The sequence below is a fragment of the Bacillus sp. FSL H8-0534 genome (assembly GCF_038005885.1).
Classification (GTDB): domain Bacteria; phylum Bacillota; class Bacilli; order Bacillales; family Bacillaceae_G; genus Bacillus_A; species Bacillus_A pseudomycoides.
The window spans coordinates 1766594-1779837 of record NZ_JBBOUC010000001.1; the positions used below are offsets into that span (position 1 = coordinate 1766594).

At 37.3% G+C, this 13244-nt stretch carries 10 protein-coding genes; 2 read left to right on the forward strand and 8 right to left on the reverse strand.

Annotated features, from left to right (window positions below; translation table 11 throughout):
- Nucleotides 1-51 precede the first annotated feature (51 nt).
- The 8 genes from MHH71_RS09315 to MHH71_RS09350 all read right to left on the reverse strand — a co-directional run bounded on the left by MHH71_RS09315 (nt 52) and on the right by MHH71_RS09350 (nt 7956).
- On the reverse strand, nt 52-321 hold the full coding sequence (locus tag MHH71_RS09315; RefSeq protein ID WP_006094014.1) for a DUF1292 domain-containing protein: 270 nt from the start codon (nt 319-321) through the stop codon (nt 52-54).
- Nucleotides 322-564: 243 nt separating this feature from the next.
- Nucleotides 565-1809, reverse strand: a complete 1245-nt coding sequence (locus MHH71_RS09320; RefSeq protein ID WP_033798742.1) for an anaerobic sulfatase maturase — start codon at nt 1807-1809, stop codon at nt 565-567.
- Between the two features lie 49 nt (nt 1810-1858).
- Nucleotides 1859-4081 carry an arylsulfatase gene (locus tag MHH71_RS09325; protein WP_033798741.1) on the reverse strand — a complete coding sequence of 741 codons (2223 nt, stop codon included), beginning with the start codon at nt 4079-4081 and terminating at the stop codon, nt 1859-1861.
- A 445-nt stretch (nt 4082-4526) separates the two neighbouring features.
- The gene (locus MHH71_RS09330) at nt 4527-5180 is read right to left on the reverse strand and encodes a hypothetical protein (RefSeq protein WP_006094010.1); all 654 of its coding nucleotides are present in this window, start codon (nt 5178-5180) and stop codon (nt 4527-4529) included.
- A gap of 316 nt (nt 5181-5496) precedes the next feature.
- Nucleotides 5497-6900: a 3D domain-containing protein gene (locus tag MHH71_RS09335; RefSeq protein ID WP_078211411.1), complete on the reverse strand. Its 1404-nt coding sequence runs from the start codon at nt 6898-6900 to the stop codon at nt 5497-5499.
- A 220-nt stretch (nt 6901-7120) separates the two neighbouring features.
- Complete coding sequence (locus tag MHH71_RS09340; protein ID WP_006094007.1) at nt 7121-7306, reverse strand: DUF3976 domain-containing protein; 186 nt, start codon at nt 7304-7306, stop codon at nt 7121-7123.
- A 46-nt stretch (nt 7307-7352) separates the two neighbouring features.
- A complete protein-coding gene (locus MHH71_RS09345) occupies nt 7353-7679 on the reverse strand; it encodes a permease (RefSeq protein ID WP_231398654.1) in 327 nt (108 codons plus the stop codon).
- A 70-nt stretch (nt 7680-7749) separates the two neighbouring features.
- On the reverse strand, nt 7750-7956 hold the full coding sequence (locus MHH71_RS09350) for a helix-turn-helix transcriptional regulator (RefSeq protein WP_018764075.1): 207 nt from the start codon (nt 7954-7956) through the stop codon (nt 7750-7752).
- 881 nt (nt 7957-8837) lie between these two features.
- Here MHH71_RS09350 and MHH71_RS09355 point away from each other — a divergent pair.
- On the forward strand, nt 8838-11723 hold the full coding sequence (locus MHH71_RS09355) for a 2-oxoglutarate dehydrogenase E1 component (protein ID WP_006094003.1): 2886 nt from the start codon (nt 8838-8840) through the stop codon (nt 11721-11723).
- Nucleotides 11724-11879: 156 nt separating this feature from the next.
- Nucleotides 11880-13124, forward strand: a complete 1245-nt coding sequence (gene odhB, locus MHH71_RS09360) for a 2-oxoglutarate dehydrogenase complex dihydrolipoyllysine-residue succinyltransferase (protein WP_006094002.1) — start codon at nt 11880-11882, stop codon at nt 13122-13124.
- The last annotated feature ends 120 nt before the right edge of the window (nt 13125-13244 follow it).

Here is a 13244-nt window from a genome sequence, read left to right on the forward strand (position 1 = left end):
TATACACAAAGAGAGGGCATATATTTATCCCTCTCTTCTGTCCAACCAATATTAATCTTGCTCATCCATCATTTCCTCAAACGCAGCAGACACTTTTTCAAACTCCTTGTCACTCTCGATGTATGACAATTCACCATCATCTTCTACTCTTAAAAAGAAGATATCAATGTCTTCATCTGTTTCCTTTTGAAGGTCCTCTACAAAGCCGACAGCAATGTATTCTGCTCCTTCGACATTCATCGTTCCCAGCACTTCAACTTCCTGCTCCTGATCACTCTCATCGCTAAGGGTAAAAATTTCGCCTACTTCAATTTCCTCCATATGCGTACTCCTCCTTTCATACTCTAAAAAATAGAGCGTTCAAATCGCATACCTACTAACATATCTTTCCATAAAAAATCAAATCAATGCGCAAAAAACAACAAATTCTTGCTGCTTCAGCGTAAATACCCATCCAAAAAGATATCATTCGTGAATATAAACTAACATATTTCGTATTAGATAATTGGATCAACTAAAGTAATTAAAGTCCCAACGGTTTCAAAAAATTAGAAATATCCTATTTTAGATTTTCGAAAGACCTCCTTGATCCATAATTATTTCTTTTATATAGGAAGCAGGGAAGCCATCTTGTAACAGCTGTTTCATCATTTTCATATAAGGGTTAATATGCTTAAAATATTTCTTATAGGATGCACATAGATAATTTAATCCTGGCTCATTTTGATTTGAAACTAGAAATCTATTTTTAGGACATTCACCATGACAAGCGAATCGAACCTCGCAATTTCTACACACTAAGGGCAGTGTATCTCGCTTCTTCTTACCAAAGGCAAGCTGTGATGGGGAATTTATCATATTTACTAATCCGTCTGTAATATTTCCTAATCGATATTCAGGATAAACGTAATGATCACAAGAAAACAGATCACCATTATGTTCCATAGCGACCGCTCTACCACACTCTTTTGCAAAAATACAGACTGGTGACGGAATTCCGATCCAGGAAGCTAATGCCCATTCAAAATTCATAACATAAATCGTCCCTACATCATGCTGCACCCACTCAGTGAATATTTGAATTAGAAACTCTCCATACATTTCTGGTTCTACTGTCCAAGGAGTTACTGTCTGTTGCGCTTCTTCCTTACATAGAGAAGGAGGAGTTGCATGACGCAGAGACAGCTCTGCCGCTCCTTGATTCACCTCTCTTTCTACAATAGGGATAAACTGTATATATTGAATGCCTTGCTGCTTAAAAAAACGATAGATTTCTAGAGGTCTATAAGAGGAATGTCTCGTAACACAAGTAAGTATGTTAAATTCTACGCCATGTTTCTTTAACATGACAATTGTCTTCATTACCAATTCAAATGTGGGTTTCCCCCCGCGATCAATTCGGTACATATCATGAATATGCTCGGGTCCATCTAAACTTAGACCAACCAAAAAATGATGAACTGAAAAGAATTCACACCAACGATCATTTAATAATGTTCCATTCGTTTGAATCGTATTTGTGATTTGTTTACCGTCCGCATACTTGTTTTGAAGAGATATAGCCTTATGAAAGAAATCTAATCCCATTAATGTTGGTTCCCCTCCCTGCCAAGCAAAGACAATTTCTTGCGTGTCTTGGGAGGCGATATACTGTTTAATATACGACTCTAAAACAGAATCAGACATTCGAAAGGAATGCTCATTAGGAAAATAAATTTCCTTTTCAGTATAATAACAGTACTTACAATCCAGGTTACATATCGGACCCGTTGGTTTCACCAGAATATGAAAACTGTTGCACCTACCCATTCCATTACCTCTTTCCTCTAAATGGATACTTCCAATCTTCACAGGTCATTTAACGAGAAATAATTTTCCCATTTATATTAATATGGATGGAATCTCTTTTGTTCTGTTTAAAAAACTGGCTATATTCTTGGTCATCATGCAGTTCAATGACCACTCTCTCGATTTGTCCACTAAACGGAAATTCCGGCACTGGGTAGTTAGAGCTCACGGCTGTTAATCGATCCCGGCCTATATCTAATCCCTCAGCAGAAATAAGAAATGGTAATGTACGAGGCATATAAAGTGTGCCAACCTGCTGATCATTGATATAAAGAATACCCGTTCCTTGATTTAATAGTTCTTTTTTAAATTCAAATCGTATAGTTGAATATCCAACAGGTACTTGGGCAGAAGATTGAATTTTATAGACAGTGCCAACGTAATTATATTCATAAAATAGGTAGTTATCTTTTATATATATTGTATAACCACTTGAATAGCTTCCATGAGCAATCAATACACCTTCTGTTGTACGACTTGAACGAAAGATTGGAACTGTAATTGAATAAGAAGAAAATGTTACTTTTGGAGCAGTGCTTGATGGCAAATGAGCCATTCCAGGATAGAAGATAAATATTGTTCTCCCTTCCTGCAAGCCTTCATACCCTTTCCTAAACGGATTATAATTTAATGGTAAAACACCGTACTTCTTAGCTTCCTCCCACCATATCGTTTGAAGCTCTTTTAATTTCCTTGGATATTTTTTTGCTAGATTATACTTTTGCGAAAAATCTTGGTTTACATTGTATAACTCCCAATGATCTTCATTAAAAGGTATACCTGTTTCATGATAAGTAACGGCAACCCATCCATCTTGCCAAATAGCCCGGTGTCCGAGCATTTCAAAGTACTGTGTTTTTCTCTTTGATGGGACATTCGGTTCTGTAAATGTATCTAGCATACTTATACCATGAAGCGGCATCTGCGGAACACCTTCATACACCCCAGGAGCCTCAATATCTAGGAGGTCTAGTATAGTAGGAGTAATATCAATAGCATGATAAAATTGGGAGCGAATTGATCCAGGGTCTGGAATACTTTGAGGACATTGAATGATGAGGGGAACATGTGTCCCTCCAAAAAAGGTATTTTGCTTATAATATTTAAAAGGTGTATTACAAGCTTGCGCCCATCCTTTAGGATAATTGGGGCTCGTGAAAGGTCCTCCTATTTCATCTATATGATCAAACATCATATCCACACTTTCCTGGATTCCATTTAAGTATGCAGAATCATTAATAGAACCATTCCAGCTTCCTTCTTGACTACCTCCGTTATCAGAAAGTAAAACAATTATGGTGTTATCTAACTTGTTTTTTGATTTTAAAAAATAGAGCAGTCTGCCAATTTGCTGATCAGTGTGTGTTAGAAAGCCAGCATAGGTCTGTTGAAATTTGATAAACAGTTCTTTTTCTTTCGTTGTCAGTTCGTCCCATGGCTTAATCCCTGGATTGCGTTCAACGAGTTCTGTATAAGGCGGAATGACTCCCATCTCCTTCTGTCGCTCAAATCGCTCTTCCCTTATCTCATCCCATCCTTTATCGTAAACTCCCTTATATTTCTCTATAAATTCTCTTGGTACTTGATGAGGCTCATGCTGTGCCCCGAAGGCTAAATACAGAAAGAAGGGACGGTCTGGAGTAACAGAAGTATGATCAATCAAAAATTCCAGCGTTTTATCAACCAGATCCTCTGATAAATGATAATTTGATTTATCAGGCTTCTGTACACGATGATTATCGTATACTAAATCCGGCGCATACTGATCAGTCTTAGCTAATAAAAAGCCATAATATCGTTGAAATCCTTTTGAAAGTGGCCAATTTTCAAAAGGACCACTTGATGCCACTTCATGACCAGGAACGAGATGCCATTTTCCAACCATATATGTAGCCATCCCATTCAGCTTTAAGATCTCAGCTAAAGTAGCAGCAGTATCTGAAATTCTCCCTCGTTTATTCGGGTATTGAGGTCCAAAGTCTACTTCAGTTATTAACCCGACCCCGACCGAGTGGCAGTTACGACCTGTTAGAAGACAAGCGCGAGTAGGAGAACACAAAGGAGTTACATTAAAGTTATTGTACCGCAGACCGTTTTCCGCTAACGAATCAATATTAGGCGTTTCAATCTCTGAACCAAAGCAACCTAAAGCCGAGTAACCCACATCATCTAGAACAATATATATTACATTGAGAGCAGCTTTTTTGTCGGAACTTTCAACCCCTGTCCTCATCCCCATTACCACCTATCCTTTCATAGTACAAGGTTTGTAAACAATGAATAGTATATATTAAGAAATTTATTAAGGGGACGATTTCATAATGAGTAACTACTAAAAAAAGAAGCTTTTTTTACATGACGATTCCTTCGACTATCCTTTTTTATTCTGATAATCATCGTGTACTTTTAAATATACCCTCGTTAAACCTCACTTATTTATGGTACAGCTCACCACATCAACTACTGTATATAATTGTAAAATACCAACATAAAATGAATGCCCAAATAAGCCAGATGTCGAAAAACATCTGGCTTATTTAGGTTAAATTGATAGCTATAAATATAAGTAGCGTTTTGTTTTGTCTAGAACATGAAAAAGAGGTACAGTCACATTACGTAGGATTTATATCGTTCAGTGTAAGCTATTGGTAGCCACGAGACTACTCTCCTGATCACAATTATTGAATCGCTTGAAATGTAGCACCGCCGCGAGTATCGATAATATCTCCATCGACTATAGCAACCACATAACTTTCTAGTCCAAAGTCTCCTTCACCTAAAATCACATTCACCTTTGTACCTCCAGATGAACTATATACAAAGAGGTTGCTCTTACCAGTTATCTTATATCTACCTGCAGGAATATCTTTTCCTACAGACCAATAGCCTGCACCAAGTTTCTTAGGCTCTTGCTGTTTCAATACAACACCTTCCGTAAGCTTCTGCAGCTCAGCTTTCTTAGCGTTGATATCACCATCTAGTTTGCTTATCTCTGACTTTTTACCATCCAGTTCAGATTGCTTGTTCTTAATTTCATTCTCGATGTTTGTCTTGTTCTCTAATAATTTTTTAGCCCCTTCGAATTCCGCAGAGCGAAGCTTTAACTCTGCATTCACCTTGTCCAAACCTTCTTTTGTAGTCTTTAATTCTTTTTCTGTCTTATCCAGTGAATTCTCTTTCTGTTCGATATTACTAACTAGACTCTTATATGTAGTAACCTTACCATTTACTTCTGCATCACCAGGAATCGTACCTACATTGTAAGCTATAGTGGAAGCAACAACAATCGCTCCAACCGCTCCCCATAATGCTTTTGATTTCAATAGTTTCATAAGGTATCCTCTCTTTTTTCATCTTTTATATTAATATTTTATTAATTTTCAGAGATAAACGAGATGTTAGTTTTATGAATATTCTTAATCTTAAAAATATATTCGTCGGATTTTGAAGGAAAAAGATTGTAACTACAAAATGCACATATTTCGAAGAAGCCTGATTTTCTTATGACTTTACAAATAGAGAATTTGGTGCGTCAACACTAAACAAAACAGCTTCTTCAAGTCTTCGCTTGAAAAAGCTGTTTCTAATAAAAACATATTACTATAGTAATAATGATTTTTTACAATATGTACATTAACTACAATGACTTTAAGGTAATACATATACCTTTACTGTTCTAACTCCCCAGTTCCAAACTCCCTGCTTTGAAGGTATAAATACGTCTATTTTATTCCCTTTAATAGCTCCACCAGTATCCCTAGCTCCAGCTGGTCCATATCCCTCTACATATACATTCGAGCCAAGTGGAATAACTGAAGTATCCACAGCAATCACTTTTAAATTTGGATTAGCAGTTAAATCATCTCCCATACTCGTATAAACATGTTCACCGGGCTTTGCACCATTTTCTGCTGGGTCGTTTGAGTATGCTGTTGATCTAACCGTTAGCTCACGCGTATTTCCTATCCATTTTCCACTATCTTTGAAATAATTCATTTTTTCGTCAATCTTATTCCAACCTGTTTTCATCGTTCCACCGGCTGCTTCGTCTAAGTAATACCAACTACTCCATTCTTTCAACCAGCCTGTTTTCATCGCTCCACCAGCTACCGCATCCAAGTAATACCAATTCACTCCGTATTTCAACCAACCTGTTTTCATTGCTCCGCTGGCTGCCGCATCCAAGTAGTACCAACTACCACCTGTTTTCAACCAACCTGTCTTCATTGCCCCGCTAACTGCTTCATCCAAGTAATACCAATTTTCTCCGTATTTCAACCAGCCTGTCTTCATTGCCCCACTAGCTGCTTCATCCAAGTAATACCAATTTTCTCCGTATTTCAACCACCCTGTTTTCATCGCTCCGCTGGCTGCCGCATCCAAGTAGTACCAACTACCACCTGTTTTCAACCAGCCTGTCTTCATTGCCCCGCTAGCTACTTCATCCAAGTAATACCAATTTTCTCCGTATTTCAACCAATCTGTTTTCATCGCTCCGCCAGCTGCTTCATCTAAGTAATACCAATTTTCTCCGTATTTCAACCAACCTGTTTTCATCACTCCGCCAGCTGCTTCATCTAAGTAATACCAATTCGTTCCTTCTTTCAACCAACCTGTTTTCATCGCTCCGCTGGTTGCTTCATCTAAGTAATACCAATTCGTTCCTTCTTTCAACCAACCTGTTTTCATCGCTCCGCTGGTTGCTTCATCTAAGTAATACCAATTCGTTCCTTCTTTCAACCAACCTGTTTTCATCGCTCCGCTGGCTGCTTCATCTAGGTAATACCAATTCGTTCCTTCTTTCAACCAACCTGTTTTCATCGCTCCGCCAGCTGCTTCATCTAAGTAATACCAATTCGTTCCTTCTTTCAACCAACCTGTTTTTTTACTACCATTTTCATAATAAAACCATTCACCATTTTCTAATTTCCATCCAGCTTGTTGAGTAGAATCTTGCGTTATGTTATTTGATGTTTCTGCTAAACTAGCAATCGGTTGGAAACCGAAGCCCAGAACCATAGCTAAAGAAAGTGCTGTAATTTGTTTTTTCATAAATTCATTCCTTTTTCCTAAATTTGACCATTGACTAAATTGTCATACTATGTATAAGTATAATTGTTTCTAAGATAAGAATAAGAGTAGTAACAAAAATGTAATAAAAATAAAACAGAATGAAATCCAGATGCAAACTTATTGCATACTGGACTTGATTCTGTTTTATTCCTGCTATCTTCTACCTCTTTTACTAGCTTATAAAACAGGGTTTTTCTATTTATAATTTCTTACTCACCAATACCACCAACACAATAATCCCCACAAACATCGCCACTAAACATCCAATCAGTTTATAAAAACCTCTCTTTGTCAGCGTATTATCTTTCGTAATATCTTTGCGAACGAAGAAATACATGAATAGCATTAAAATAATACTTATACCAAACGCATAAAGAAATTGCATTTTTTCTCCTTCCTATATGTAAGACCTATAATTCATTATTTTCCACTTAATATCTTTTAGATAAAACAACAAACGAAATAAAAACCGTACTAATTGTTAAAGCAGCTAACATATTAAGTAATTCTCCAGCTGTCAATATAATGATTTCTAAATGTAACCCAATTGAAAAAATAATGAAATATATCAATAATGCAAAGAAAGAATAAAACATCCCTTTTTGACGGATTAACTTCATCCTTTCGTCTTTCTCTTTAAATTGTGGGTGAAGATAACTTAAACAAAAGCACATAATCATCATCGATGCTAATGTATAAGTCGGAGTTGGCGGCGCAGAATGTGTCATAATCCCTGCCAATATCATGAATCCACTCATAATTTAAAAAAACATTCCAATAATCAAAAAGTACTTCTGTGAATAATTCATTAATATTCCCCCTTCTCTATCATTCCCGTTCTTTCCCTTCATAAATAAATACATTCTCAATGGTTGTCTGAAATGCTTTCGCAATTTCGAATGCTAAAGGAAGTGATGGATCATATTTTCCTTTTTCAATTGAAATAATCGTCTGTCTAGAAACACCAAGTTTTTCGGCTAACTTCTCTTGAGACAGTCCCAATTTTTTTCTGTATTCTACCATTTTGTTTTCCAAGGAAAATCCCCCCTCCTCCTTGAACAGAGTATAAATGTAAAGCAACCTTTACGTCAAGTATCCTTTACATTTTTTACATAACTTTTCCAATCCTTCTTACTCCCGCCTTTTCTTTTTGATCACGACTATTGTCATAACTAAAATGGAATCCTATAAAGAGCGAACATCACGATATGTTCCATCTCTAACATATAGTTAACTTTATTTGTATAGATGGTTTTCATTATATTTATCCCTCTGTAATGAGAAAAATTAATATTGTTATCTGCACTTTATCTTTTTAAAATATTACATTTTTTCTCCTATACGAATGAAGCTGGCTACCCTTTTTAAGCTATTTTCTGCTATATTTGCAAAAACTAACGATTTATGAACCATTTTCAAATCATAATCATCACTTACAAGCAAATTTTTCTTTTTTCCTTTCAATATTTAACACTATTGAAATAAAGTTAACGATAAATTCATAATTTTTTATTTTTTATACTATATCCTGTTATATTGTTGTATAATATTCTTGAAAGCGCTTATTATTTTAATATACATAAATCAAACCATATTTTAACGAAACATTCTTACAATTTATTTTATATTTTCATATGGAAGATTTCGTTCCAAGTGCGGATGTACCAGATGAAATCACCTATTTTTTCCTTAAAATTACTTTATAACATGAAAGATTAACTTGGGTGATAAGTAATTGTGAATGTTTTTTTACAAAACGGATAAGTAATAATGTTTGGTATTATGTAAATTATCGTAATAACATAAGAGTAAAGATAACATTTACATTCATTACTGGTTGATCAATTATGAAAAGAGCAAAATGCATTCTTTCGCATTATGAAAGAAGGATTACATGCATTGGGAGGTTTAAACAAATGACGAGGAAGAATACAACGACAAACCCTTGGGCCAAATTCCATGGTCCGAACCTTGGCTATGTTATTGAACAGTATGATCGTTACGTGACAGGAGAAGGTTCTGTTGATCCGGAATTACAAGAGCTTTTTGAAACTTTTGGAGCTCCTCCATTCCAAGCAGATGTCGTAACAGGGGACAACAAGGAAACAAATTTTTCTCCTCAAAACACAGGAAACATTGAAAAAATTCTTAAAGTCGTTCAACTTGTTGAGCATATCCGTTCATTCGGTCATACATCGGCTCATATTAATCCAATGGAAGAGCCTGCTGATGGACAATCTCTCATCGAGAAAGCAATGAATGAATTGAGCGATGTAGATTTGAAAGCGATTCCAGCTAAAACAGTATGGGCAGATGCACCAAATGATGTTCACACAGCTTTTGATGTAATTAATAGATTAAAAGATGTTTACACAAAATCTTTAGCCTATGAATTCTCGCATATACAAGATAGTGAAGAACGCGCGTGGTTGCATCAAATGGTGGAATCAAATTCCCTGCGTCAACCATTAACAAATAAAAAACGAACTGCTCTCTTAAAACGCTTAACAGCTGTTGAAGGTTTCGAGCAATTTTTGCATAAAACATTCGTTGGCCAAAAACGTTTCTCCATCGAAGGCGTTGATATGCTTGTACCTGTACTAGATGAAATTATTTTAGAAGGTGCTAAAGGCGGCGTAAACGATGTCATGATTGGTATGGCTCACCGCGGTCGTCTAAGCGTACTCGCTCATGTATTAGAAAAACCATATAGTCACATGTTCGCAGAATTCAAACATGCAACTATTGAATCTGATAAATCACAAGATGTAATAAATAGTAGTGTCGGCTGGACTGGCGATGTGAAATACCATTTAGGTAGAGAACAAGTTGTCGGATCTGAAGAAGCTAGCACACGCGTTACATTAGCAAATAACCCAAGTCACCTTGAGTTTGTTAACCCAGTTGTTGAAGGTTATGCACGTGCTGCTCAAGAAGATCGTAAACAAGCTGGTTATCCTGAACAAGACGTTTCAAAATCATTCGTAATTTTAGTTCATGGTGATGCTGCATTCCCTGGGCAAGGTATTGTATCTGAAACATTGAACTTAAGCAGATTGAATGCATACCAAACTGGTGGAACAATTCATGTTATCGCGAATAACGCAATCGGCTTTACGACTGATAGCTATGATTCTCGTTCTACGAAATATTCAAGTGATCTTGCGAAAGGATTCGATATTCCAATCGTTCACGTGAATGCTGATGATCCTGAAGCTTGTCTTGCTGCTGCTAACCTTGCAATTCAATATCGTATGCTGTTCAAAAAAGACTTCTTAATCGATTTAATCGGTTACCGTCGTTACGGTCATAACGAAATGGATGATCCAGCAGTTACGCAACCACAAGTTTATAAAAAAATTAAAAATCATCCAACTGTAAGAGCTTTATATGCAAGCCAATTAGAAGCTGCAGGCGTTCTAAATGCAGATGAGGTTGAAACAATTACTCAGTTTATACAAGAAGAGTTAAAAGCTGAATATGCACAAGTACCACCAGCAGATACAAGTGACGCAGCAATTCACGTTAAAGTTCCAGACGTTGTTGCGAAAGGAATTCAGCCGATTGATACTGGTCTTCCACTTGAAACACTTCGCGCAATTAACGAAGGGCTTTTAACTTGGCCAGAAGGCTTTAACGTATATCCGAAAGTGAAGAAGATTCTTGAGCGCCGTAAAGATGCTCTTGAAGAGAACGGTAAAATTGAATGGGCACTTGCTGAATCTTTAGCATTCGCTTCTATTTTACAAGAAGGTACGCCAATTCGTTTAACTGGTCAAGATTCACAGCGTGGTACGTTCGCACACCGTCATATCGTACTGCATGATACAGAAACAAACGAAACATATTCACCATTACATCGCCTGCCGAATATACGCGCATCGTTCTCTGTTCATAACAGTCCGTTATCAGAAGCTGCTGTTGTCGGCTATGAATACGGTTATAATGTATTCGCTCCAGAAACTTTAGTTATGTGGGAAGCGCAATACGGTGATTTCTCAAATACTGCGCAAGCATTATTTGATCAATATGTTTCATCAGGAAGAGCAAAATGGGGACAAAAATCAGGTCTAGTTCTTCTTTTACCTCATGGTTATGAAGGTCAAGGACCAGAGCACTCTAGTGCACGTCCAGAGCGTTTCTTACAACTAGCTGCAGAAAATAACTGGACTGTTGCAAACTTAACAAGCGCGGCACAATACTTCCATATCTTGCGCCGTCAAGCATCAATCCTTGGTACGGAGGCTGTTCGTCCATTAGTAATCATGACACCAAAAAGCTTATTGCGTCACCCACTTACAGCTTCATCAGGTAGCCAGTTAAGTGAAGGACGTTTCCAACCTGCGTTAGAGCAAGAAAACCTTGGCATAAAACCAAACAAAGTAAAACGTCTTGTCTTAACAACTGGTAAAATGGCAATTGATTTAGCGGCAGAGATTGAATCCGGGAAACATGAGTACAATTTAGATGAAGTTCATATTGTTCGTATTGAGCAATTGTACCCATTCCCTGCTGAAAAAGTTCAATCTATTATGAAACGCTTTAAAAACTTAGAAGAAATTATTTGGGTACAAGAAGAACCAAGAAACATGGGTGCATGGCATTACATGGCTCCAATTCTGTTTGAACTTGCTGGCGATAAATTAAAAACAGGCTACATTGGACGCCCAGACCGTTCAAGTCCTTCAGGTGGCGATCCACATGCACACCGAGCAGAACAAGAACTTATCGTTGCACACGCATTAGATACAAAGTATAACTTTCGTCAAGATAAACAAGAAATAGAAGTTTATAGCAACTAAAAACGAAAGTGATTTGCTCTAGCTCATGCGGGCAGAGTTCCTTACACCCGAGAACGTAAAGAATTTCTGCCCAATCAAGCTGGAAACTTTGAGATTACCGAAGAAAAAAGAAGACAAAACACACACCGTTAGGCAAATAAGGGGAGGACATTTAAAATGATCGAAATTAAAGTACCTGAGCTTGCAGAATCTATTTCAGAAGGAACTATCTCACAATGGCTTATCAATGTAGGCGACAAAGTTGAGAAAGGTGGCAGCGTTGTTGAGCTTGAAACGGATAAAGTCAATGTTGAAATCATTGCAGAAGATTCAGGTATTGTATCACAACTACTAGGAGAGCCTGGAGATACAGTTGAAGTTGGCGACATCATTGCAATTTTAGATGCAAACGGCGCTGCAGTAAGTACACCTGCTCCAGCAGCAGCTCCAGAACAACCAAAACAAGAAGTTACTGAAGCACCAAAAGCTGAGGCTCCAAAAACAGCTTTACAAGGTCTTCCAAATACAGATCGCCCTATCGCATCACCTGCTGCTAGAAAAATGGCACGTGAATTAGGAATCGACTTAAATGAAGTACGCAGCACTGATCCACTTGGCCGTGTAAGACCACACGATGTACAAGCACATGCTGCTGCACCAAAAGCTGAGCCAAAACAAGAAAAAACAAGTCCAAAACCAGCTGCAAAAACTGAATTTGAAAAACCAGTTGAGCGCGTAAAAATGTCCCGCCGCCGTCAAACAATTGCAAAACGTCTTGTAGAAGTTCAGCAAACATCTGCAATGTTAACAACATTTAACGAAGTTGATATGACTGCAATCATGGAATTACGTAAAGAACGTAAAGATTCATTCGAGAAAAAACATGATGTTCGTCTTGGCTTTATGTCATTCTTCACAAAAGCAGTTGTTGCAGCGTTAAAACAATTCCCATTGTTAAATGCTGAAATCCAAGGTGACGAGCTTATCATTAAAAAATTCTATGATATCGGAATCGCTGTAGCAGCTCCAGATGGATTAGTTGTTCCAGTTGTACGCGATGCAAACCAATTGAACTTTGCTGAAATCGAAAGCGAAATTCGTGAACTAGGTAAAAAAGCACGCGATAACAAACTTACATTAAAAGAACTACAAGGTGGTACATTTACAATTACAAACGGTGGTGTGTTCGGCTCCCTTATGTCAACACCAATCCTAAACAGCCCACAAGTAGGTATTCTTGGAATGCATAAAATTCAAGTAAGACCAGTTGCAATCGATGCAGAACGTATGGAAAACCGTCCGATGATGTACATTGCTCTATCTTACGACCACCGCATCGTCGATGGTAAAGAAGCAGTTAGCTTCCTTGTTGCTGTTAAAGAGATGCTTGAAGATCCAAAATCATTATTATTAGAAGGTTGATAGACTTTCTAAATCATACTGGCTACATGAAAGAATCGATTGATTCTTTCATGTAGCTTTTTTTATATAAATTAAAAACCGGACATAAACCCTTTCTTTTTAGGGGGAAGAGAGCATCCG

Coding starts and splice junctions, on each gene's coding strand:
- odhB (WP_006094002.1), top strand. CDS start 11,880: ATGATCGAAATTAAAGTACCTGAGCTTGCAGAATCTATTTCAGAAGGA.
- MHH71_RS09355 (WP_006094003.1), top strand. CDS start 8,838: ATGACGAGGAAGAATACAACGACAAACCCTTGGGCCAAATTCCATGGT.
- MHH71_RS09315 (WP_006094014.1), bottom strand. CDS start 321: ATGGAGGAAATTGAAGTAGGCGAAATTTTTACCCTTAGCGATGAGAGT.
- MHH71_RS09335 (WP_078211411.1), bottom strand. CDS start 6,900: ATGAAAAAACAAATTACAGCACTTTCTTTAGCTATGGTTCTGGGCTTC.
- MHH71_RS09325 (WP_033798741.1), bottom strand. CDS start 4,081: ATGAGGACAGGGGTTGAAAGTTCCGACAAAAAAGCTGCTCTCAATGTA.
- MHH71_RS09345 (WP_231398654.1), bottom strand. CDS start 7,679: ATGAGTGGATTCATGATATTGGCAGGGATTATGACACATTCTGCGCCG.
- MHH71_RS09340 (WP_006094007.1), bottom strand. CDS start 7,306: ATGCAATTTCTTTATGCGTTTGGTATAAGTATTATTTTAATGCTATTC.
- MHH71_RS09330 (WP_006094010.1), bottom strand. CDS start 5,180: ATGAAACTATTGAAATCAAAAGCATTATGGGGAGCGGTTGGAGCGATT.
- MHH71_RS09320 (WP_033798742.1), bottom strand. CDS start 1,809: ATGGGTAGGTGCAACAGTTTTCATATTCTGGTGAAACCAACGGGTCCG.